At 38.4% G+C, this 24332-nt stretch carries 22 protein-coding genes; 2 read left to right on the top strand and 20 right to left on the bottom strand.

What is annotated here, in order from left to right:
* Positions 1 to 90 precede the first annotated feature (90 nt).
* The 6 genes from MKX29_RS10680 to prfA all read right to left on the bottom strand — a co-directional run bounded on the left by MKX29_RS10680 (position 91) and on the right by prfA (position 5591).
* Entirely contained in the window at positions 91 to 546 is a 456-nt protein-coding gene (locus MKX29_RS10680; RefSeq protein WP_341105436.1) for a hypothetical protein, read from the bottom strand.
* Between the two features lie 249 nt (positions 547 to 795).
* Positions 796 to 1839 (bottom strand): L-threonylcarbamoyladenylate synthase, encoded by a 1044-nt coding sequence (locus tag MKX29_RS10675; RefSeq protein WP_251162317.1) that lies wholly within the window; start codon positions 1837 to 1839, stop codon positions 796 to 798.
* A 165-nt stretch (positions 1840 to 2004) separates the two neighbouring features.
* Positions 2005 to 2457 (bottom strand): GNAT family N-acetyltransferase, encoded by a 453-nt coding sequence (locus MKX29_RS10670; protein WP_224936767.1) that lies wholly within the window; start codon positions 2455 to 2457, stop codon positions 2005 to 2007.
* 85 nt (positions 2458 to 2542) lie between these two features.
* Positions 2543 to 3226, bottom strand: a complete 684-nt coding sequence (gene spoIIR, locus MKX29_RS10665; RefSeq protein ID WP_341105433.1) for a stage II sporulation protein R — start codon at positions 3224 to 3226, stop codon at positions 2543 to 2545.
* 432 nt (positions 3227 to 3658) lie between these two features.
* Positions 3659 to 4525: a peptide chain release factor N(5)-glutamine methyltransferase gene (gene prmC, locus MKX29_RS10660; RefSeq protein WP_281203259.1), complete on the bottom strand. Its 867-nt coding sequence runs from the start codon at positions 4523 to 4525 to the stop codon at positions 3659 to 3661.
* On the bottom strand, positions 4518 to 5591 hold the full coding sequence (gene prfA / locus MKX29_RS10655; RefSeq protein ID WP_191816256.1) for a peptide chain release factor 1: 1074 nt from the start codon (positions 5589 to 5591) through the stop codon (positions 4518 to 4520). Before prfA ends, prmC begins: the two co-directional genes overlap by 8 nt.
* Positions 5592 to 5807: 216 nt before the next feature.
* Here prfA and MKX29_RS10650 point away from each other — a divergent pair, with 216 nt between their 5' ends.
* On the top strand, positions 5808 to 6785 hold the full coding sequence (locus tag MKX29_RS10650; protein ID WP_224936771.1) for a DMT family transporter: 978 nt from the start codon (positions 5808 to 5810) through the stop codon (positions 6783 to 6785).
* A 12-nt stretch (positions 6786 to 6797) separates the two neighbouring features.
* Here the strand turns inward: MKX29_RS10650 and MKX29_RS10645 are convergent, their stop codons facing one another.
* From MKX29_RS10645 to MKX29_RS10610, 8 genes are all read right to left on the bottom strand, one after another.
* On the bottom strand, positions 6798 to 7244 hold the full coding sequence (locus MKX29_RS10645; RefSeq protein ID WP_224936772.1) for a hypothetical protein: 447 nt from the start codon (positions 7242 to 7244) through the stop codon (positions 6798 to 6800).
* Positions 7245 to 7388: 144 nt separating this feature from the next.
* A complete protein-coding gene (locus tag MKX29_RS10640; protein ID WP_095371568.1) occupies positions 7389 to 8003 on the bottom strand; it encodes a thymidine kinase in 615 nt (204 codons plus the stop codon).
* Positions 8004 to 8195: 192 nt separating this feature from the next.
* Entirely contained in the window at positions 8196 to 8402 is a 207-nt protein-coding gene (rpmE, locus tag MKX29_RS10635) for a 50S ribosomal protein L31 (protein ID WP_095371567.1), read from the bottom strand.
* Between the two features lie 155 nt (positions 8403 to 8557).
* A complete protein-coding gene (gene rho / locus MKX29_RS10630; protein WP_095371566.1) occupies positions 8558 to 9826 on the bottom strand; it encodes a transcription termination factor Rho in 1269 nt (422 codons plus the stop codon).
* Between the two features lie 307 nt (positions 9827 to 10133).
* Positions 10134 to 11096 carry a class II fructose-bisphosphatase gene (gene glpX, locus MKX29_RS10625; RefSeq protein WP_095371565.1) on the bottom strand — a complete coding sequence of 321 codons (963 nt, stop codon included), beginning with the start codon at positions 11094 to 11096 and terminating at the stop codon, positions 10134 to 10136.
* A gap of 92 nt (positions 11097 to 11188) precedes the next feature.
* Entirely contained in the window at positions 11189 to 12475 is a 1287-nt protein-coding gene (locus MKX29_RS10620) for a UDP-N-acetylglucosamine 1-carboxyvinyltransferase (RefSeq protein ID WP_095371564.1), read from the bottom strand.
* A gap of 457 nt (positions 12476 to 12932) precedes the next feature.
* A complete protein-coding gene (locus tag MKX29_RS10615; protein ID WP_095371563.1) occupies positions 12933 to 13790 on the bottom strand; it encodes a class II fructose-bisphosphate aldolase in 858 nt (285 codons plus the stop codon).
* 228 nt (positions 13791 to 14018) lie between these two features.
* Positions 14019 to 14387 carry a response regulator gene (locus MKX29_RS10610; RefSeq protein ID WP_095371562.1) on the bottom strand — a complete coding sequence of 123 codons (369 nt, stop codon included), beginning with the start codon at positions 14385 to 14387 and terminating at the stop codon, positions 14019 to 14021.
* Positions 14388 to 14652: 265 nt separating this feature from the next.
* On the opposite strand from MKX29_RS10610, the gene MKX29_RS10605 reads away from it, so the two are divergent.
* Positions 14653 to 15180, top strand: a complete 528-nt coding sequence (locus MKX29_RS10605; protein WP_289434883.1) for a DUF2529 domain-containing protein — start codon at positions 14653 to 14655, stop codon at positions 15178 to 15180.
* Positions 15181 to 15376: 196 nt separating this feature from the next.
* Here MKX29_RS10605 and MKX29_RS10600 read toward each other — a convergent pair whose 3' ends face one another.
* The 6 genes from MKX29_RS10600 to MKX29_RS10575 all read right to left on the bottom strand — a co-directional run bounded on the left by MKX29_RS10600 (position 15377) and on the right by MKX29_RS10575 (position 24310).
* Complete coding sequence (locus tag MKX29_RS10600; RefSeq protein ID WP_341105427.1) at positions 15377 to 15748, bottom strand: hypothetical protein; 372 nt, start codon at positions 15746 to 15748, stop codon at positions 15377 to 15379.
* A 213-nt stretch (positions 15749 to 15961) separates the two neighbouring features.
* Complete coding sequence (locus MKX29_RS10595; protein ID WP_095371561.1) at positions 15962 to 17563, bottom strand: CTP synthase; 1602 nt, start codon at positions 17561 to 17563, stop codon at positions 15962 to 15964.
* A gap of 282 nt (positions 17564 to 17845) precedes the next feature.
* Complete coding sequence (rpoE, locus tag MKX29_RS10590) at positions 17846 to 18385, bottom strand: DNA-directed RNA polymerase subunit delta (protein WP_224936776.1); 540 nt, start codon at positions 18383 to 18385, stop codon at positions 17846 to 17848.
* Positions 18386 to 19016: 631 nt separating this feature from the next.
* Positions 19017 to 22280 (bottom strand): fused isobutyryl-CoA mutase/GTPase IcmF, encoded by a 3264-nt coding sequence (gene icmF / locus MKX29_RS10585; protein ID WP_341105425.1) that lies wholly within the window; start codon positions 22278 to 22280, stop codon positions 19017 to 19019.
* Between the two features lie 107 nt (positions 22281 to 22387).
* Positions 22388 to 23020 (bottom strand): TetR/AcrR family transcriptional regulator, encoded by a 633-nt coding sequence (locus MKX29_RS10580; protein ID WP_224936778.1) that lies wholly within the window; start codon positions 23018 to 23020, stop codon positions 22388 to 22390.
* 150 nt (positions 23021 to 23170) lie between these two features.
* Complete coding sequence (locus tag MKX29_RS10575; protein ID WP_224936779.1) at positions 23171 to 24310, bottom strand: acyl-CoA dehydrogenase; 1140 nt, start codon at positions 24308 to 24310, stop codon at positions 23171 to 23173.
* Between the last annotated feature and the right edge of the window lie 22 nt (positions 24311 to 24332).

Raw genomic sequence — 24332 nt, 5'->3', positions numbered from 1 at the left:
CTAGCAAAGATGCATCAATAGAGTTGCTTGCGGTGGATATCTTATAGTAAAGAAGGAAACAAACGTTGTTTATAGATGATGAAATGTAAATTATTTGCAGGGTGAATCATTTTTAGTAGGCTTTTCGCGAATGATTTGGCATGAGATTTCTTTTTTAGTAGGGCTTTTGCTCTTTTCTCGACTTATCTTAGTTGGTTCTCCTTTTTTAGTCGCGATTCTTGCCTTTTTGCGACTTATAAAGAGTTTCACTGCTTTTTTAGTCGCGTATTTCCTCTTTTCACGACTTATCTTAGACGGTTCTCTTTTTTTAGTCGCGATTCTTGCCTTTTTGCGACTTATAAAGAGTTTCACTGCTTTTTTAGTCGCGTATTTGACCTTTTCACGACTTATCTTAGTTGGTTCTCCTTTTTCAGTCGCGATTCTTGCCTTTTTGCGACTTATAAAAAGTTTCACTGCTTTTTTAGTCGCGTATTTCCTCTTTTCACGACTTATCTTAGACGGTTCTCCTTTTTTAGTCTCAATTTTCCTCTTTTCGCGACTTATCAAGGACGGTTCTCCTTTTTTAGTCGCACAAAATAAAAATGCTCCGCTAATAAGTAATACAATCGGAATATGATCATTTTACCCACACAACTTATCGGGTTTCTAATGAAATAGCACGCTATAGGAATCATTGAAAAAATCTTAGTAACCAACATTTGAGCTTCTGTTTTAGTTTTTAAGGTAACAAGGGATAACAAATCAGAACCTGAACAATTTTCGTTCAGGTCCTGAAACACTCATCTTCAAGTCTACTTATAATTGAATGCGCCGATGGCCTGCAGCTTTTTCTAAGCGATTCATAATCGCCACACCGACACCTTCATATGGGAAAACCTCACCTAAAATGATATCGACATTCTCATGATTAAATGCTCTCAAGGCATAGTATAAACCTGCAGCCACCGTATCTAGCGCTTCCCGCGCACCCATAGAAAGGACAACATCCGTTTCATAGAAATCTTTATTTTCATCTGTTGTCAGTACACCTACTCGCAGTCCTTCTGCCCTTTTTTCATTGATCAATTGTTGCAACTGCATCGGAGTTGAATCGACTAATGTTAATGGTGCATCTGGTGCGTAATGTGTATATTTCATACCAGGCGATTTTGGTTTGGCTTGTTGATTATGTAGCGCGGGATCTAATTTTACTTCACCTATCACCGCAATCATCTGTTCCTTGGTCACACCACCCGGCCGTAGAATAACAGGTATCTCTTCTGTGCAATCAATAACGGTTGACTCCACACCAACGCCAGTAGCTCCTCCGTCTACCACACCAGCAATTTTTCCTTCTAAATCTTCCCACACGTGATCCGCTGTTGTTGGACTCGGTCTTCCCGAGCTATTTGCACTTGGAGCAGCTATTGGTAATTCCGTTTGGGCAAGAATGGCTAACGCTACAGGATGATCCGGCATACGGAAGCCAACGGTTTGTAATCCTGCTGTTGCTAAATCAGAAAGGCTACCCCTTTTTTTCTTAAGAATAATCGTTAATGGTCCTGGCCAAAAGGCATCCATCAATTGCTCTGCCTTTAATGGAATCTCTTCAGCCAGTTCCTGCAGTTGCATTCTCTTTGCTATATGAATAATTAAGGGATTATCTGCCGGTCTTCCTTTGGCAGCAAAGATTTTCTCTACGGCACCGTCACTTTTTGCATTCCCACCTAACCCATATACGGTTTCAGTTGGAAAAGCAACAACCTCATTTTCTTTTAGTAAATCAGAGGCTTGGACAATTTGTGGGTAACTATTCAAATTATCCACATTATTATCCACTGACCATCTAATTGTTTTCATTGTTATCCACCTTCAATATCTTTCATTCTAAATAGGAGAAATCCCCCTATTTTCAGTCTATCATCTAAGACAGTATAAAAGAAGCAAGGTGATAACTCAAGGTATTATCCACAAATTGTGAATAAACACATCGTTTTTGTGTATAACTTTGTGGATATATCCACATTATTCGAGTGAATATTTCAAAAAGAAAGAGTTATCCACAGATTGGACATTTTTAATATGTTCTTTTTCTACTAAAAATGTTGGCAATTCCGATTTATCCACTTGTTGAAAACCCATTAATAAAAATAATTGTAGTGTACTTTTGCGATTTGATCCTAAATATACTGTGGATAACCCTTTTTCTTTTGCTAATAGAAAAATTTGTTGCAATAAATACAATAAATCTGTCTGAACGGTTGTTTCTGACTTCATAACAAGCGAGCGTAACAAACCAACCGTTTCGTAAGGTTCGATGCCAATTGTCGCTTTTATTTCTCCCTCTTCATCTTCCATAATTAAAAAGTAATCAATTAAGTCCGCCACACCTTCCGATCGAACTGACGCTTCTGTTAAAAATTTCATGAGCTCGTTTTCATCTTGCTTCTGTGCAACTCTTACAATACTTGTTTTCATTCACTTCACCCTCTACTCATTTTATAGTCTATGAATATGAGTTAATTGAAATTGATAGAACTAAAAATTTGCTAGAGTTAAAATATTATCCGAATAGCTTATCCCATATCTCTGCTAAAAAGAATTTTACTTCCACTTCTTCTTCATCTTGTTCACCTGCATAAACAGGGTCTTCTTCTTTTCCGGTCATTTCTTCCTCTACATTCTCTTCTTCCACTACTAATTCTTCCTCTTGCTGTTCTTCATCACTAAACCCTTCGCTCACAGCCACACCATTTGAAAAATCAAGAAAGCATAATGGTGGAAATAAAACACACCACCAGTTCGCACCGTCTCCATCACCAAGCGTAATTAGAATCGCTTCATACTCACCAGCAGGGTATAAAAACTGGCCATAAAGTTTCGTCGGAAAATCTACTTTATCAAACTCCGTCTTAACTGTTTGTTTAGAGCCCGCTTCTGCTACAACTCGTTCGGCTATTTTTTGGATTTCTGGTAATTTTGATTGAATCAATGCTCTTGCTTCTTCTAAAGAGGTTAAATCAGATACCCACTCTGTTATATTTGCATTTACTTCGTCTCTCACCGCACGTTTAATCTTTTGATCTTTCTCCATATCGCTATTCGCTAGAATTCTTAAACGGATTGCTTCGTTAGGAATGACTAGTGATTCATCAGCCACTACCTCTGTTTGCGGAATATATAAACTAAATAAAGTACCTAATGATAAAATTAAGATATATAAGTTCACAATCGATTTCGTTTTCATCTTCCTGCACCATCCCTTCACTATCCACAGTGTGGTCAGAAAGAGAACATCTTAAACTATTAAAATTAAAAAGTTATAAAATAAGAAGGAAAGATAGACCCCATTTAGATGGTAAACGGATTAAGTTAACATGTATCAAGCGTTACTATGTTAATAATCCATACATATGTCCATGGCGGGTCTTTTTTCTTTTATAATGGGAGAAGCTTGCAGAAAATATCTTTGGGGGGTTTTTACATTTGTACCGCTGTTGGCTTTTTTACCTAGGACCGTTCATTTTGCAACGGTCTTACTCTTGGACGTTTCACCAAGTGCCGTCATTTTTCTTTTTCCACCGCGCTCTGTTCCTATTTCCTTACAGAGAGCGGTGGTTTTTACACAGACACCATTTAACATTTCACTTAGTTCCTAATGATATAAACTCTCTTCACATTAGCCACTTATTTCAGCGAAAACCATTCGATCTTTCCCGTTGATGTCAAAGACGACTTCGACCTGTGCTTGTGGGAGGGCACCTTTTAATAAGTTTGCGACCAATTCCCCTTGCCCTGCACCTACTTCAAATCCAACAAGTGCTTGTTCGTTTAGTACATGTGGTAATTCATTTACTAAACGGCGATAGATGTCTAAACCATCCTCTCCAGCAAACAAGGCACGATTAGGCTCATGTTCAGTTACAATCTCTGACATCCACGAACGATCTGCAGTTGGAATATAAGGGGGATTGGAGATAACTACATCTAATTTTACTCCAGAGTTGAGAAAAGGCTGCAGCAAGTCCCCTACTATCCAATTTATGTCTGCGTCTAAATAAGCCCCATTACCCTTAGCTACTTCTAAACTTGCAGGATATAGATCAGTTCCAAAACAATCAAGCTGAGGGTTTTCTCGTTTCAGAGTAATAGCGATTGCACCGCTACCTGTACCAACATCGGCCACTTTTAATCCTGTATCGTCTTGCCAACGTGCACGAATACGCTCAAGCGTAGCAAGGACTAACTCCTCTGTTTCTGGCCTAGGAATTAGAACTTCCTTATTCACCATAAATTTTCTACCATAAAACTCCTCATAGCCCATAATATACTGAATAGGCTCACCAGCAATATGAGTGAGTATCGCCTTTGAAAAAAGTTGATCGATCTCCTCAGGAAGTTCTTCACGTAATCTTGTTAAGAATTCAGCTCGACTCATCTTCATATAATGTCTTAGTAAAATTTCAGCAGCATATGCTTCCCGTTGATTTTCTTCTAAAAAAGAAGAAGCCCAGTTAAGGGCTTCGAATACTCTGCGATTACTCATTAGTCGCACTTTCTAGTTTAGCCGATTGCTCTTCTAAAATAAGAGCATCAATAATTTCATCAATCTTACCGTGTAGGATCTGGTCTAACTTTTGGATAGTTAAACCAATTCGGTGATCAGTTACACGGTTTTGTGGGAAATTATACGTACGGATACGTTCAGAACGATCCCCTGTCCCTACAGCTGATTTACGCTGCTGATCGTATTCAGCTTGTGCCTCTCGTTGGAATTTATCGTATACACGTGCACGCAAAACTTTCATCGCTTTTTCTTTGTTCTTAATTTGCGACTTTTCATCCTGACAAGAAACGACAGTTCCCGTAGGAAGGTGGGTAAGTCTTACTGCGGACATAGTCGTATTAACACTTTGTCCACCCGGTCCACTAGAAGCAAAAGTATCCACACGGATATCCTTATCATGAAGCTCAATTTCCACTTCTTCTGCTTCAGGTAACACCGCTACTGTTGCCGTAGACGTATGAATGCGACCGCCTGATTCTGTTTCCGGTACACGTTGCACGCGATGCGCACCATTCTCATATTTTAATTTAGAGTATGCACCGTTGCCGTTTACCATGAAGATAATTTCTTTATAGCCACCGACCCCTGTACTACTTGCTTCAATGACGTCAATTTTCCAACCTTGGACTTCAGCATAGCGACTATACATACGGTACAAATCACCCGCAAACAGTGCAGCTTCATCTCCACCAGCTGCACCACGAACTTCTACGATAACGTTTTTGTCATCATTAGGGTCCTTTGGAATGAGAAGGATTTTTAATTTTTCTTCTAATTGCTCCACTTTTTCCTCTAATTCAGAAATCTCTTCTTTCACCATATCACGCATTTCAGCATCTAGTTTCTCTTCCAACATGGCCTTTGCGTCTGTATATTGTTCATGTATTTCTTTATATTCACGATATGTATCCACTGTTTCTTGGATATCAGACTGTTCTTTTGAATACTCACGTAATTTTTTTGGATCATTTACTATTTCTGGATCACTAAGCAATTCATTAAGACGTTCATAGCGTTCCTCTACAGATTGAAGACGATCAAACACGGTTATTCACCTCTAATTCATTATTAACATGCATCTATCTTATCACTGCTATCAGTATGCAGTTTCAATTCCAACGTATAACATTCTAATTATAGTATAGCCGCCTTGTTCAGTCAAAACCACTTTAGATTATTTTAGAAATTTCTGTTATTCGATTGATGAATCTTTCATCGTTTACTATAGTAAAGTTATCTACTTAAAAATGAGGTGCAGCACATGAAAGCCATTATGATTGGAATACTCTCCGCATTCTTTTTTGCTTTTACATTTGTTTTAAATGCAGCTATGGAAATGAATGGAGGAAGCTGGTATTGGAGTGCATCGCTCCGTTACTTCTTTATGATCCCACTTCTACTTATCATTGTTTTATACCGTAAGAGCTTACGTGCACTTATGATTGAAATGAAAAAAGCCCCTGGAAAATGGATACTATGGAGCACAATTGGATTTGGGCTATTTTATGCCCCTATATGTTTTGCTGCTGCCTATGGTCCCGGCTGGCTAATTGCTGCCACCTGGCAAATCACAATTATTTCTGGCAGTCTACTTGCCCCATTATTTTATGAAATGCGCCAGACTTCTAAAGGAGTCATTCGCATAAAAGGGCAAATTCCTTTTAGAGGACTACTCATGAGTCTCATTATTTTAGTTGGCGTATTTGTTATCCAATGGGACCATGCCTCTGTTGTATCGGTGAAAGATACATTTATTTGCACCTTAGCCATTCTTATTGCATCGTTTGCTTACCCTCTAGGGAATCGAAAAATGATGGCCTTAACAAACAAGCGCTTAGATCCTTATCAAAGAGTGCTTGGTATGACAATAGCTAGCCTTCCCTTTTGGCTCTTACTTGCATTTATTGGTTTACAAACAGCTGGTATGCCATCGATGAGTCAAGTTTATCAATCGGGGTTAGTAGCCTTATTTTCCGGTGTTTTTGCAACAGTACTATTCTTTGCTGCCACCGATCTCGTTCAAGGCAACATGCAAAAACTTGGAGCTGTGGAGGCAACACAGTCCTTTGAAGTGCTTTTCGCAATGATTGGTGAAGTGATCATTTTATCTGCTCCTCTTCCTTCTGCTACTGCTACGGTTGGGATCAGTTTAGTAATACTCGGCATGGCACTTCATAGTTATGTATCCAATTTACCTCAAAAGGGATTCAAAAAGAAAAAGGTAGAAGAGACGGTTTAATTCACCGTCTCTTTATTCTGTATGATCTTCTCTAATTTTCACATTTATATAATAGGTCGGCACCGCACCAACTAATTTTTTTTGCAAACTTTCCTCAGCTTTTTCACGTTCCGCTTTTGAGGAAAAGTCTTTATTCGTATACACAGTTACATGCATATATTCCCCGTCAATCCATATACCACCTGGTTCATAATCAGTAAGCTTATTAATCGTTGATCTTGCTTGATTAATATCGCTACGGTCAGATTTTTTATCGCCATTGGTATTTAATAAGTTGGGATTTTGTTCATACATTGACCATTCCTGAACATCTTCGGAACGATGACCAGAAGGGCTGCTTATTCTAACGGTTTCGGTATGTTTGTTGATATCATAAGTTTTATCAGCATTTGCACCGTAATTATAAGAACAACCAGTTAGTAGACTGATTAACAAAACACCTGTAATGGTTTTTTTCATGAATGAATGGCACCCCCTACTAAATAAAATGCCCATTCATTTTAAAATTTCAGCAAGCAATTTTTCCTATGTAAAAAAATGTATGACAAGGAGTTTTTCGTTCCAAAAAAGACGCCAAAGTTAGCGTCTCCAATCAAAAATGTGTTACTTCATCATTTCCGTGTGATTTTTAATACTTTTTGGTTTGCCAATCACTTCATGATGTTCACGGCACCGAGGTTCATACGATTCAGATGCGCCCACAAGAATAGTGGGGTCTGTATAAGATGCCGGTTTACCATCAATTAAACGCTGTGTTCGACTAGCAGGTGATCCACAAACAGCACAAACGGCTTGTAGTTTTGTCACTAACTCAGCAGTAGCCATTAAATCTGGCATTGGACCAAAAGGCTCACCACGAAAATCAACGTCTAACCCAGCCACAATGACGCGATGACCGTTTCCCGCAAGCATCTCTACAACTTCAATGATTTGATTATCAAAAAACTGAACTTCATCAATAGCTACGACTTCTGTATCAGACGTAACAAATGACAAAATATCCTCTGAGCAGGCTACAGGTTGAGCAATAAACGATGCCCCATTATGAGAAACAACTGATTCTTCACTATAACGTTTATCGATTTGAGGCTTGAATACAGCAATTTGCTGTTTGGCAAATTGTGCCCTCCTTACTCTGCGAATAAGCTCCTCTGACTTACCAGAGAACATACTCCCGCAAATTACCTCAACCCATCCATGATGATTGATAACATACATGAAAGGTCTCTCCTTCCGCAACAATCTAATCTATCTCTAAACACCTATTACAGTCCTTACTGTTAAGGTCTCACAAAAGAAACATTCTTATGTTAAATGCCGAAAAATAGTGGTGGTGTGCACCACTATTTTTCGACATTCATGAAAAAACAGGCAAGTATCATGACTTGCCTGCTTTGATTGTTATTTAAATTACTTCTGTTTGATGCCGTATTTTTTATTGAAACGGTCAACACGTCCGCCAGCTTCAGCGAATTTTTGACGTCCAGTATAGAATGGGTGGCATTCTGAGCAAGTTTCTACACGGATTTCTTCTTGTACAGAACCCGTTTCGAATTCGTTACCGCATGCACATTTCACCATTGCTGTTTTATAGTTAGGATGAATTCCTGCTTTCATTCTTTTCATCTCCTTCCGCCCTGAATCATTCTGAAACAGAGTTATATAGTTACGGATTCACCGTAATCTTAGAAACGCACTGGAATCATTATAACAAGGTCGAGCTTAATTTGCAATCATCGATTACGAATGAGCTTTACCATTTGATTCCAAACCTAATGAGAGCGCTTTGCTTTCATCTCTTCACTCAATAAGGCAAAGAAATCCTCATTCGATTTCGTTTGCTTTAATTTTCTCATGAGTTTTTCCGCAAAATCAGGAGAATCAGTCATTGATTTACGGATTGCCCATAGTTTATCAAGATGATCCTTAGGAATCAACAATTCTTCCTTACGGGTGCCAGATCGTCTAATATCAATTGCAGGGAAAATTCGTCTTTCAGCAAGCGAACGATCAAGATGTAACTCCATATTCCCCGTTCCTTTAAACTCTTCATAAATCACATCATCCATACGTGATCCCGTATCAACCAGAGCAGTAGCTAAGATAGTTAAGCTTCCGCCTTCCTCAATATTTCTTGCGGCACCGAAAAACCTTTTCGGACGGTGGAATGCGGCTGGGTCAATACCGCCTGATAACGTACGACCACTTGGAGGAATGACCAAGTTATAAGCTCTAGCTAAACGTGTAATACTATCCATTAAGATGACAACATCGCGCTTATGCTCAACTAGACGCATCGCTCTCTCTAATACGAGCTCTGCCACTTTAATATGATTTTCCGGCACTTCGTCAAATGTTGAACTAACAACATCACCAGCAACAGAGCGTTCAATATCTGTTACTTCTTCCGGTCTTTCATCAATAAGTAATACGATAAGCTCTGCTTCAGGATGATTCGTTGTAATACTGTTGGCAATTTCTTTTAACAACATCGTTTTCCCTGCTTTTGGAGGAGCGACGATTAAGCCACGTTGTCCAAAACCAACTGGTGAAATTAAGTCCATAATTCTAGTGGAAATATGTCTTGTTTTTGTCTCTAAATTCATATGACGATCAGGATATAGAGGCGTTAAACCTGGGAAATGAACACGTTCCTTTGATGTCTCTGGATCATCTCCGTTAACCGCTTCCACTTGTAGCAAACCAAAATAACGTTCATTTTCTTTCGGCGGACGAACTTTACCAGAAACTTTGTCACCATTTCTTAAATCAAAACGACGAATTTGCGATGCAGAGATATAAATATCCTCTGAACTTGGCGAATAGTTAATCGGCCTTAAGAAACCGAAACCTTCTGATTGAATGATTTCTAGAACACCTTCCATAAAGAAGTATCCTTCTTGTTCCGCTCTCGCTTTTAATATCGCAAAAATAAGTTCTTTCTTTGATAATTTACTATAATAAGAAACTTTATATTCTCTTGCATGTTCATAAAGTTCTTTCAATTTCATATTCTCTAGACTTGAAATATTTAGTCCCATTTCTACACCACTCTTTAGATTTTTCGATTATTTCCCCCATATGCTAAAAAAATAAGATTCATTATATATTCGAATATGGTTGGAAAGGAAAGTATGTTTGAGGCTTCCTGAAGTAAACGAAGAGTTTGATTTAGTCAACTCTCCTTGTAATAGAGGAATGATTGGTCTTCCTTTGAAAATATCTTTTATTTTACCCCTAACCTCTATGTTAGGCAACTACATTTTATAGTAGGATATTTGGAAGGATTCTTTCTATTTTAATTTAACCTAAGAAATGCAAGGATGCACTTCTTAGGTCTATCATCAATTATTTAATTACAAGATTAGGTTTTTTCTTCAAGCTATGACGACCATCAATAAACCTTACTGTGCCCGATTTAGCACGCATAACGACTGAAGACGTCGAACCGTAAGATCCTTTAAATTGAACGCCTTTCAAAAGTTCTCCATCCGTAATACCTGTCGCAGCAAAGATTGCGTCATCACCTTTAACTAGGTCTTCCATCAATAATACTTTGTTAACATCTAATCCCATTTTAATACATCTTTCTAGTTCCGCATCGTTTTGGGGAAGCAGTTTACCTTGCAATTCACCACCAAGACATTTCAATGCTACAGCTGCAACAACACCTTCAGGGGCACCACCTGCTCCAAATAAAATATCTACGCCTGTATGATCGAACGCCGTATTAATGGCTCCTGCTACATCACCTTCATTAATTAGCTTAATTCTAGCGCCAGCGTCACGCAATTGTTCAATAATATGTTGGTGGCGATCACGATTAAGTACAGTTGCAACAACGTCCTCAATATCTTTGTTTTTTGCTTTCGCAACAGCTCTCAAGTTATCAATCACTGGAGCATTGATATCGATTTGCCCAACCGCCTCAGGTCCAACGGCAATTTTATCCATATACATATCTGGTGCATATAGTAAGTTACCTCGATCTGCCACTGCCAGAACCGCAAGCGCATTCCAACCACCAGAGGCAACAATACTTGTACCTTCGACAGGATCGACTGCAATATCAACTTGAGGGCCAGAACCTGTTCCAAGCTCTTCGCCAATATATAGCATTGGTGCTTCATCCATTTCACCTTCACCAATCACTACTCTACCTTGCATAGGAACTGTATTAAAGATATCTCTCATTGCTTCAGTTGCTGCACCATCTGCTTCATCTTTTAATCCACGGCCCATCCAACGAGCAGATGCTAGTGCTGCACCTTCTGTAACACGAACCAACTCCATTGATAAACTTCTTTCCATTTTTACTTCCTCCCCAATATTCACTTCGTCTCAGTATGTACTGAAATCGATGCGGAATCTAGATGTACATTTATAACATTGTCAATTCATCATTAAGCATTATTCATTTGTTCAATTTCTTGATCAGTTAGCTTTTCTCTCCAAATCGTTGCTCCTAAACCATTGAGTTTTTCAACTAAATGACTATAACCTCTATCAATGTGATCAACGCCAGTAACCTCTGTTACCCCTTCAGCCATAAGGCCTGCGATGACTAGCGCTGCTCCAGCACGTAAATCACTTGCCTTTACTTTGGCACCTTGCAATTTCATAGGGCCGTTAATAATAGCCGAACGACCTTCCACTTTAATATTGGCATTCATTCTTCTCAATTCATCAATATGCTTAAATCTAGCCCCATATATCGTATCAGTTACCATGCTTGTTCCTTCTGCATTCGTTAACAATGCCGTTAATGGTTGCTGGAGATCAGTTGGAAAACCAGGATATACAAGTGTCTTAATATCTACTGCCTTCATTTTTTCAGCGGGACCGACAAAAATTTGATCATCACCCGCTTCAATTTGCACACCCATTTCTCTTAACTTTGCCGTTAATGATTCAAGATGATGGGGAATAACATTATCAATTAAAACGCCCTCTCCAGAAGCTGCAGCAAGCACCATATAAGTCCCAGCTTCAATACGGTCAGGAATAATTGTATGCTGGCATCCATGGAGCTGATCTACACCATCAATACGGATTACATCAGTACCCGCGCCTTTTATCTTTGCACCCATATTATTCAGCAATGTAGCAACATCAATAATTTCAGGTTCTTTAGCCGCATTTTCTATAACCGTACGACCCTTTGCCTTTACAGCAGCGAGCATAATATTAATGGTTGCACCAACACTGACGACATCTAAATAAATACGTGCACCTCTTAGTTCATCTGCACGTAAATAAATCGCGCCTTGTTCATTTGTTACACTTGCGCCGAGTGCCTCAAAACCCTTAATATGCTGATCAATCGGTCTCGGTCCTAAATGACAACCACCCGGAAGTCCAATGACTGCTTTATTAAATCGTCCAAGCATGGCCCCCATTAAATAATAAGAAGCACGAAGCTTTTTCACCTTGCCATTAGGCATAGGCATCGAGATCATTGCAGAAGGATCAACCTGCATATCTCCATCAGCGAATGTTACTTCACCACCGATTTCCTCTAGTAAACCTTTTAAGATTTGCACATCCGAAATATCTGGTAAACCTTCTATTGTTACAGGCGAATCTGCCAGTATTGTTGCCGGTATTAAAGCAACTGCACTATTCTTCGCGCCGCTAATTCTCACTGTTCCTTTTAATGGGTATCCGCCTGCAATCATAAGCTTTTCCATTTTGAACTCCCTTCTAAGCCGTTAACGCAACCCCTTTATAGAGGATGCTCTATAAGAATAAGCTTGTCCTATGTGGAATCTTTGCTCTATCAGTCATAAAACAAACCCGCATTTTTAAAAAAACACAGGTGTAATCTACATTACCATTGTTGTCTATCTATTGAAAAAATAAGCATCTTTATGTTAACATGTCTAACAATTTTTAAAAAGCTCACATATGATAGGCATTTAGATGCATCTTCCTTCTTCTATTTTACACCATAACAATTGGAAATGTAGTTGTTGTTTCGAATTGTTATGAATATGAAAATTTTAAGGAAACATTTGCATCATGGATTCATTCACCGATGGAAATTGTTGACTAATGAGTTTTCCGAGAGTCAAGAGGGATTGAATTGAGAAGTTGCTTTAAATAAGCTTAAGAAACCGTTGAATGAACAACGGCTTCTTTTCTATTTTATGCCTTGTTAGCAGAACCAAACTCGCGCATTTTGCCAATTACTGTTGCTTTAATCGCTTCCCGAGCAGGCCCTAAATATTTACGTGGATCGTACATTTTTTCATCTGCTGCAAGGACTTCACGTACTTTTTTCGCAGATGCAATTTGGTTCTCTGTATTTACGTTAATTTTTGCTGTTCCTAGAGAAATTGCTCTTTGAATATCTTTTGTTGGGATACCTGTTCCACCATGCAATACAAGTGGCACACCTGTTAATCCTCGAATTTCTTCCATTTCTGTAAACCCTAAGTTAGGCTCACCTTTGTATGGTCCATGGACAGACCCAAGAGCAGGCGCTAAGCAGTCAATCCCTGTTCTCTGAACTAATTCTTCACATTCTTTTGCATCTGCATAAATAACGCCATCTGCAACAACGTCATCTTCTTGTCCACCAACAGTGCCAAGCTCAGCCTCAACAGATACGCCTTTTGAATGCGCATATTCTACTACTTTAGAAGTGATTTCGATATTTTGCTCAAATGGATCGTGAGAAGCATCAATCATAACAGAAGTAAACCCAGCATCGATTGCTTCTTTACATTTATCATAACTTGAACCATGATCAAGATGAATGGCTACTGGAACAGTAATATTATAGTCTTCCATTAGACCTTCTACCATTTTAACAACCGTTTTAAATCCACCCATATAACGACCTGCACCCTCAGAAACACCAAGAATTACAGGTGATTTTTCTTCCTCAGCTGCTTGTAAAATTGCTTGTGTAAACTCTAAATTATTTAAGTTGAATTGACCAACTGCATAGCCCTCTGCATTTGCTTTTTTCAACATTTCAGTCATAGAAACTAAAGGCATATGTAAAAATCCTCCTTGTCTTATTCACTTCAGTCATTCCTTTTAAAGGATTTCCTTCCAGCTACATGTTTATGTACCCTAATAGCTCTCGATCAAACGGAAAAAATGAAATGAACATATAAATTCCATTTGTATCATACCAAAATGTGCAGAGAAAATCTATGATTAGGTTATAACTTTTCATAAATAAGATGTACTATTAATAAAAAAAGGCATAATTGTATAACCTTATTTAGGTACTGGTAAATATTTCTTGACCGCCGCCCGAATGTCATCTATGTCGAATGGTTTAGCAAAATGTGTTAAAGCACCTAAATCTTTTGCCTCTTGAATCATATCTAATTCTCCATAAGCAGTCATAATGATGACTCTTATATCATGATGCCCTTCTCTCATTCTCTTTAGAATTTCAATCCCATCCATACCTGGGATCTTCATATCTAATAATACTAAGTCTGGGTCATGCTTCGCTACAATATCAAGGGCTTGAATTCCGTTTGCTGCTTGGTACGTTTCATAGCCCTCCTTCTGTAAAACTTCATTTAATAGAATCCTTATACCAAACTGATCATCGACAATCAATATTTTCCCTTTCATAATACACCCCATTCTCGTTTAATCAAGAATACTTAATGTTTTTAAATTCGACCCTAAGTGTTTTTTTCCTGCATTTGTTAGGAAAATAACTAGAATGAGTCATCGCCGTTAATTGCTATATTTCGACAAGTTGATGGTTCTCTTTTCGTTGTGATCAATCAAATACTGTCGCACTAAATACCAAAGTGTGCAGCCTGATTATTTTGTGATTTCGTCTTATTTCAATATAATGATAATATTGGGAGAAGTACAGGAGGAATTATTAATGTTAAAGATTTTTTCTACACAATTATTCGGCTTATTTAAAAAATGGCAAGACAGTCATGAAGAATCAATAGAAGATGCTGCTCGAATTTTAGCTCAAGCGAGTGTCGGTGAGGGCCATATATATATTTACGGAAAACAGGAGATGCAAGCTGTCGGTATCGAAGCAACTGAGGGAGTAGACGCACTGGCAAACGCAAAAGTCTGGGATTCTTCTGCATCATTTGACGATATCTCAGCTAGTGACCGTTTTCTCATTATCACTAGAGAGAGTGATGACCAGGAAGCACTCCTATTAGCACAACATTTGAGTAATCAATTCATACCATTTGCAACAATAAGTGCCCTTCCATCTGATAGCACGGAACAATTAGCCTCCTATTCCGATGTACATTTCGACTTACAACTGAAGCAAGGACTTGTTCCAAATGAAAGCGGGGAACGAGTTGGTTATCCATCTGCAATTGGAGCATTATTTATCTATCATGGAATTAAATTTACGTTAGACGAGATATTAGCAGATTATTAAAATGTGTATTTATATGAGGCAAGGGGTTCCGTTTTGACGGGGTTCCTTGCTTTTTTTTATATGTTATAGAAGGGCTTATTTCTCGGGCGCATATATTCTTAACTACACAACGGCTTTGAAATAAATGATTAGTGTTTGTTTTATTGTCTCTTTAAACGAATATTACTTTTCTTTGCAAGTGTGAAGCGATTCTAAATTATTTACTGTGAACTTTTGTTTCGTTCATACATTTTCCAGTGACAAATTTACGATATACACTGATACATGTTTCTCTTTCTGAACGACATGCGGGCCTCTTTTGTAAAGCGCTCACCTTTGGTTTTCTCTCTGAGTGGCTTGCAAACCCCTTTTGCGAAGCGCTCACCTTTGGTTTTCTCTCTGAGTGACTTGCAAACCCCTTTTGCGAAGCGCTCACCTTTGGTTTTCTCTCTGAGTGACTTGCAAACCCCTTTTGCGAAGCGCTCACCTTTGGTTTTCTCTCTGAGTGACTTGCAAACCCCTTTTGCGAAGCGCTCACCTTTGGTTTTCTCTCTGAGTGACTTGCAAACCCCTTTTGCGAAGCACTCACCTTTGGTTTTCTCTCTGAGTGACTTGCAAACCCCTTTTGCTAAGCGCTCACCTTTGGTTTTTCCTTCTGAGTAACGTCAAACCACTTACAGAAGCTAGCTTCATGAAGATTGATTATAATAAAAATACCAAATTTTATTTTTGTACCCTTTTGAATTCTTGATTTTACACAAAAAGAAAGGAAGAGATCCGGAAATCTCCTCCTTATAACAATTTATTCATTGATATTGATTGTAGCACCGACAAAGTCACGGAAAAGTGGTTGTGGACGTGTTGGTCTAGATGTGAATTCTGGATGGAATTGAGATGCCACGAACCATGGGTGATCTTTCAATTCAATGATTTCTACTAGTCGACCATCTGGGCTTGTACCAGAGAAGACAAGACCCTTTTCTTCCATTTCTTGACGGTAGTGATTATTAAATTCATAACGGTGACGATGACGTTCGTAAACGACTTCATCTTGGTATGCTTCATAAGCAGCTGTACCTTCTTCTAGTTTACATGCTTGTAGGCCTAAACGTAGTGTACCACCTAAATCTTCAACATCTTTTTGTTCAGGTAAAAGGTCAATGATTGGGTGGTTCGTTTCAGGATTGATTTCCGCTGAGTGTGCACCATCTAATCCAAGGACGTTACGAGCAAATTCAACAGTTGCAAGTTGCATACCCAGACAAATGCCTAAGAATGGTTTATTGTTTTCACGGGCATATTGTGTTGCTAGGATTTTTCCTTCAATCCCACGATCCCCAAATCCACCTGGTACAAGAACACCGTCAACATCTCCTAAAAGTTCAGCAACATTTTCTTTAGTGACATGCTCTGCATTGATCCATTTCACATCAATATCTGCATCATGTGCATAACCTGCATGTTTTAATGCTTCAACAACAGAAATATAAGCATCTTGAAGAGCAACGTATTTCCCTACAAGTGCAATTTTTGTTTTCTTCGTTAAGTGAAGCACTTTGTCTACAAGTTGTTTCCACTCAGTCATATCTGCTTCTGCACAATCTAATTTCATTTCTTTGCATACACGTTTATCTAAGCCTTGTTCTTGTAAAGCTAATGGAATAGTGTAAAGTGTTTCAGCGTCTCTACATTCAATAACTGCTTCTTTATCAATATCACAGAAAAGTGCAAGCTTGTCTTTCATTTCTTGAGAGATAGGCATTTCTGTACGGACAACGACAACATTTGGTTGAATACCTAAGCTTCTTAATTCTTTTACACTGTGTTGTGTCGGCTTTGTTTTCATTTCTCCAGCCGCTTTAATATACGGTACCAATGTACAATGAATATACATAACATTATCTCGGCCGATATCACTCTTAATTTGGCGAATCGCCTCTAGGAATGGTAATGATTCGATATCACCGACAGTTCCACCGATTTCAGTAATAACGACATCTGCATTCGTTTCATGTCCCGCACGGAAAACTTTATCTTTAATTTCATTTGTAACATGAGGGATTACTTGAACCGTTCCTCCGTTATAATCTCCACGACGCTCTTTACGTAGAACCGTTGAGTAGATCTTCCCAGTTGTTACACTGCTGTATTTAGTTAAGTTTATGTCTACGAAACGCTCATAGTGACCTAAGTCTAAATCCGTTTCTGCGCCATCTCCTGTTACATAAACTTCACCGTGTTGATAAGGACTCATTGTACCTGGGTCCACATTGATATACGGGTCAAACTTTTGTATCGTTACGCTAAGCCCTCTATTTTTTAACAAACGTCCTAAAGATGCTGCAACGATTCCTTTACCTAATGACGAAACAACGCCGCCTGTAACAAAAATATATTTTGTCATGAATGATTCCCCCTTAACTATTCATAGCTTGTGCATTTATCCTTTGTTTAAAAAGATGAATCTTATCTTTCATAAAAAATTGTCCCATGCACGACCTTTTATTTGAAAAACTTGGTAGAAGCAACATATGCTCAACTATCAAGCCTTACTCAAAAAAATAAAAAGCGCCCCGCTTACTTTACTTAAGTAAGGGAGCGCTTTTAGCGTATCAATTTATGATCGTTCCTTTTTAAAGGAGCCCAAAAATGATTCTACAAGGCTACAAGAAAAAAGTCAAGGCTATTATTTTCTGTCCTCATCGTCTTCATCTTCATCTAAATCATCATCTTCTAAATCATCGATGAGCTCATCGTCTTCATCGAAATCCTCTTCGATATCTTCATCGTCATCGTCTTCATCATCAAGAAGATCATCCACATCGTCGTCTTCATCTAGATCATCGTAATCCTCTAAATCATCGTAATCGATGTCTTCTTCTTCAAAATCTTCCTCTTCCTCATCTATTACAGATTTTTTCGCCTTTTTCTTCTTCGGCTTAATAACTGTAACAACTTCCTCTTCGTACTGTTCTACAGGGTACCATGCACGCAGTCCCCAACGATTGTCTCCAAGACCAATGAAATGCCCTTCGATATTTAAATCTGTATAGAACTGGGCAATCTTCTCTTGGAATTCTTTTTCACTAAGATCCAAAAGGTTTTTTAATTCACTCACAATGTCAGCAAACGCCAAAGGCTCTTTTCTTTCATTTAATAATTCATGAGCCACTTCAATTAATGCCATTTCTTTTAATTGCTCTTTTGAGTATCCTTTTAAACTCAAGACCAGCACTTCCTTTCCCTATATCAAGCTATGTATTAGCAACATGTAATCAAATATTTCGTGCCTAATAGTATAACGCTAAAAATAAAAAAGACAACCTAAACATACTCGTCCAATCTCTAGGTTACAAGCAGCGGTGCCTTCTTAAAAGAAAAAAACGCATATTCTTCATTATAAACAAATTATTAGTGTTTATGCTACCTTTAACGATAAGTTTTCCTACTTTTTACATTGACCTTCGAGTTGTCTCTCCTTTTGATACAATCTTATTGCTAAAAGTGTAAAAAAGACAGACAACAAAAAGAAGGGGATGGCCCCTAGTTGTATTGAATAAAGATATCGTGCACATATGATAAACACTATGAATGCAAAAACAATCATAATTTGCTTCACACTCGCACCCACCTTAAAAAACAAAATCCATACCGATACTATTATATGATGATGGTTAGCAATTGTATATCTTATTTACTCAAGAAATTTTGTTGAATACGATCACTTTACTCCATTGTACCCAATTTATTCATTCCGGAAAAGTCAATGAATAAAATATCCTCTCTAGACGTTTAAAAACCCGAACTCACCTTTTAACATTTTTAGATGGTTCGGGTTATTATTCAGTTATGACAATTTACATATTCCGTCTGTATTGTCCGCCCACTTCATATAATGCATTTGTTATCTGTCCTAAACTTGCTACGTTAACCGTTTCCATTAGTTCGTCAAAAATATTCCCACCGCTTACTGCAACCTCTTTTAATCGTTGCAGTGCTTCTTGAGCAACTGCTTGATTTCTTTCTTGGAAAAGTTGCAGATTTCGTATTTGTGTTTCTTTTTCTTCTTTAGATGCCCTGGCAATCTCCATACTGTCAACTGCATCATCTGCTGGTGGATTTGGATTGATATACGTATTGACACCAATAATCGGCAGCTCTCCTGTATGTTTTTTCATTTCATAATACATCGATTCATCTTGAATTTTACCGCGTTGATATTGCGTCTCCATCGCACCTAGTACGCCACCGCGATCATTCATTCGCTCAAATTCAACTAATACTTGTTCTTCGACTAAATCTGTTAATTCATCAATAATGAATGCACCTTGTAAAGGGTTTTCATTTTTAGACAATCCATGTTCCTTTGTAATTATCATTTGGATAGCCATCGCTCGTCTAACTGATTCTTCTGTCGGTGTTGTAATCGCCTCGTCATATGCATTAGTATGAAGAGAATTACAATTATCTTGGAGTGCCATTAACGCTTGAAGCGTTGTACGAATATCATTAAAGTCTATTTCTTGTGCATGTAAAGAACGACCAGATGTTTGAATGTGGTATTTTAATTTTTGACTTCTCTCATTTGCACCATATTTGTCGCGCATAACTGTCGCCCATATACGTCGCGCGACTCGACCGAGAACAGTGTATTCTGGGTCTAAACCGTTCGAGAAGAAAAATGAAAGGTTTGGCGCAAAGTCATTGATATTCATCCCTCTACTTAAATAATATTCCACATAAGTAAAACCGTTGGCTAAAGTAAACGCCAATTGAGAGATAGGGTTCGCTCCCGCCTCGGCAATATGATAGCCAGATATTGAAACAGAATAATAATTTCGAACCTTATGATCAATAAAATATTGTTGAATATCTCCCATCATTCTTAAGGCAAACTCAGTGGAGAATATACAAGTATTCTGGCCTTGGTCTTCTTTTAAAATATCAGCCTGAACGGTTCCGCGTACAGTTTGTAAAGTGAAAGCTCTGACTTCTTTACACTCTTCTACTGTGAGAACCCTACCTAGTTCTTTTTCTTTCTTTTCAACTTGCTGAGAAATGGCTGTGTTCATAAACATCGCTAGGATGATAGGGGCCGGACCATTTATTGTCATAGAGACAGAAGTCGTTGGGTGACAAAGATCAAAGCCCGCATAGAGCTTCTTCATATCATCAAGTGTACAAATACTTACGCCACTCTCTCCTACTTTTCCATATATATCTGGGCGATAGTCCGGGTCTTCTCCATATAAAGTAACTGAATCAAAAGCTGTACTTAATCGTTTCGCATCGTCATCTTTAGATAAATAATGAAAACGACGGTTGGTTCTTTCAGGTGTACCTTCACCTGCAAATTGTCTCTTCGGATCTTCTCCTTCTCGTTTAAAAGGGAAAACACCAGCTGTATAAGGGAAAGAGCCTGGTACATTTTCTTTATAAACCCACTTGATAATTTCCCCGTAATCTTTATAACTCGGTAGAGCTACTTTCGGGATCTCTAAGCCAGATAAGCTCTTCGTCCGCAGAATGGTTACTATCTCTTTATCTCTTATTTTCGTGACAAACCTATCGCCTTTGTATTGCTCTCTTAACTGTTCCCAACCTTCTAATATCTTCTTAGATTCAATCGTTAATTGTTCATATGTCTTATCTTTTAACATTTGCAGGGCACTGTGCGCACTTGTATCTTTTTCTTCAGATAACATGGTCATTGCACCCTCTAGCTGAAAAAGCTTTCTTGCTAAATCCGCTTGTTCTTCGGCTTTTTTATGATAGGTGCGTACCGTATCAGAAACTTCTCTTAAATAGTAACGTTGATCATTCGGAATGATGACATTTTGTTTTTCTACATCAGCCGTTTTCTCGTAAGTGGTTACCCAATTTAAACCCGCTTGTTTATTTATGATTTCAACGAGATTAGCAAATACGGCATTCGTGCCCGGGTCATTAAATTGACTGGCAATCGTACCGAAGACAGGCATGTCATCAAGTTCTTTTTCAAATAGCATGTGACTGCGCTGATATTGCTTTTGCACTTGTCTTTTCGCATCTTCCGACCCTTTACGTTCAAATTTATTGATAACAATTAAATCAGCATAATCAATCATATCAATCTTTTCTAACTGTGAAGGAGCGCCAAATTCACTAGTCATCACATACATAGAGACATCACAAATATCCGTGATACCTGCATCCCCTTGACCGATACCACTTGTTTCGACAATAACTAAATCAAAACCAGCAGCTTTTACTACTGAAATCGCATCCTTAATGGCCAGTGACAATTCACTTCTCGCTTTTCTCGTTGCCAGGCTTCGCATATAGACTCTCGGATGAAAAATCGCATTCATTCTTATCCGATCTCCGAGTAATGCCCCACCTGTTTTTTGTTTTGTCGGATCAACTGAAAGAATAGCTACTTTCTTATCAGGGATATCATGAATAAACCTTCTAATTAGTTCATCCGTTAATGAACTTTTACCCGCTCCCCCTGTTCCAGTGATACCAACGACCGGGACTTGTTTCTCTAGTTTCTTCACTTTATCCATTACGGGATCCAGACTGACCGCAAGTTCTTTCTCTAAACTAATGTGATGTTCAGCGATTGTAATTAACCTTGCTATCGAGTTCACATTGCCTTCTGGAAGCTTCTTAACTAGGTTATCATCTTGTTGAGTAAACGTAGGAAAATCACATTCTTGTAGCATTTCATTAATCATTCCTTGCAAGCCATTCTTTCTGCCGTCTTCAGGTGAAAAAATTCTTGCTATGCCATATTCGTGCAATTCTCTAATTTCACGTGGGATAATCACGCCTCCACCGCCACCATAGATTCGAATGTGAGGGGCTCCCTTTTCTTGTAAGAGGTCATACATATACTTGAAATATTCAACATGACCTCCTTGATAGGACGACATGGCAATTCCTTGGACATCCTCTTGTATCGCGGCATTCACTACTTCTTCAACTGACCGATTATGCCCAAGATGAATGACCTCTGCCCCGCTCGCTTGAATAATACGCCTCATGATATTAATAGATGCATCATGACCATCAAATAAACTTGAAGCGGTTACAAATCGGACATGATTCTTTGGTTTATAAACCTCTATCGTACTCATGGATAAATCCTCCTCTTCATACAGCATTAATCATCACTTTTCTTTCTTTCGGTGAAGGCAAACTTAGTTGTGAAAATATTTTATTTTCAGTTATCTTTACAGGTAACCTATTCTCGTTTCTCTGCATGTATTGCTTGAAAAAGTAAATCTGTTTGTAGTTCAATATATTCCTCAATCGTAAACATTCTTTGTAATGACCAACGCCTAAACGCCCACATTTGTCCTTGGACAAAAATATTATGAGCGATCATCTTGACCTTTGTCTCAGGTAATGAAAGCTCTCCATTTTCTATGCAAAGAACGATTACTTTCTCAAACATTGCCACCATTTCAATTTCTTTTTCTAAAACATAAGGTAACGCGTCTTTCGATAAAGACTTTACTTCCTGATACATTACTAGCACTTCATCCTGCATGCCATCAACGACTCGGAAATAATCTGCTATCCCTTGTCTCAAGCTATCAATCGTTCCCTTTTTTGTGTCTAGCCCCTTTTGTAGATGCTCTCGAACCTTATCATAAATACTGTCACAGACAAGATATAGTACATCTTCTTTTGTTCCGATATATTCATATAATGTACCAATACTAAATCCTGAAGCTTTCGCAATCTCTCTTGTCGTCGTTCGGTGGAACCCTTTTTCGATGAATAAGTTCACCGCTCCTTTGATCATTTGATCTCTTCTTTTTTTTACAAGCTTTTCATCTTTGACAGAGGCCTGTACTTCTCTCTTTGACATGATTATCTACCGTCCTTTTATACCCTCCATCCATGTTGATGACTGTATAAACCTCTCTTTACTTAATGGATCTACGAGAAGAATCATTTAATGCGGGGCAACGATCTAAATACGTACCAAAACATAATCGGAGCCCCATTTCTTTATTTGTTATTTCGTAACCATTCTTGAAATGACTAATCTTTGAATTTCTTGAGTACCCTCATAAATTTGTGTAATCTTTGCGTCTCTCATGTAACGCTCGACAGGATAATCCTTTGTATAACCATAGCCACCAAATACTTGCACAGCATCCGTTGTCACCTTCATCGCTGCATCGCCAGCAAAAAGTTTAGACATAGCTGATTCTTTTCCATAAGGTAATCCGGCAGATTCCAACCAAGCTGCTTGATAGGTCAATAGTCTAGCTGCTTCCACACTTGTTGCCATATCTGCTAACTTAAAACCAATTCCTTGCTGAGTCGCAATCGGTTTGCCGAATTGAACACGCTCTTTTGCATAAGCAGTTGCCGCATCTAACGCACCTTGAGCAATTCCAACAGCTTGTGCAGCAATACCATTGCGACCTCCATCTAACGTCATCATCGCAATCTTAAAGCCCTCACCGACTTCACCGAGCACATTTTCAACTGGTACTTTGCATTCTTCGAAAATGATTTCAGTTGTAGGAGAAGAACGAATACCTAACTTTTTCTCTTTTTTACCGACAGAGAATCCTTCATAATTAGACTCGACTATAAAGGCCGTTGTTCCTTTATGTTTATTTGAAGGATCAGTTAAAGCAAATACAACATAGATTTCTGCTTCACCACCATTTGTGATGAAAATTTTTGAGCCATTAAGAATGTAATGATTGCCCTCTAATCTCGCCGTTGTTTTCATGCCACCAGCATCAGATCCGCTACCTGGTTCTGTTAGACCATAAGCACCTATTTTTTCACCTTGTGCCATCGGCTTTAAATATTTTTGTTTTTGTTCCTCTGAACCAAATTTATAAATTGGCCATCCTGCTAGGGATGTATGTGCAGATAAAGTTACACCTGTAGATGCACATACACGTGACAGTTCTTCCACCGCTATACAGTATGCTAAATAATCACTCCCAATACCACCATATTCCTCTGGCCAAGGAATACCTGTTAATCCTAGCTCAGCCATTTTATTGAATATATTGCGGTCAAAGCGTTCCTCTTCATCACGACTAGCAGCAGTCGGTGCCACTTCGTTTTGAGCAAAATCTCTTACCATTTTTCTAATCATTTCATGCTCTTCACTTAATTGAAAATTCATGATTATTCCTCCAAGATAAGTT

The organism is Cytobacillus sp. FSL R7-0696 (genome assembly GCF_038006865.1).
Lineage (GTDB): Bacteria > Bacillota > Bacilli > Bacillales > Cytobacillaceae > Cytobacillus > Cytobacillus kochii.
Note: the sequence above shows the minus strand (reverse complement) of the source record. Positions and strands in the feature narration are given on the sequence as shown.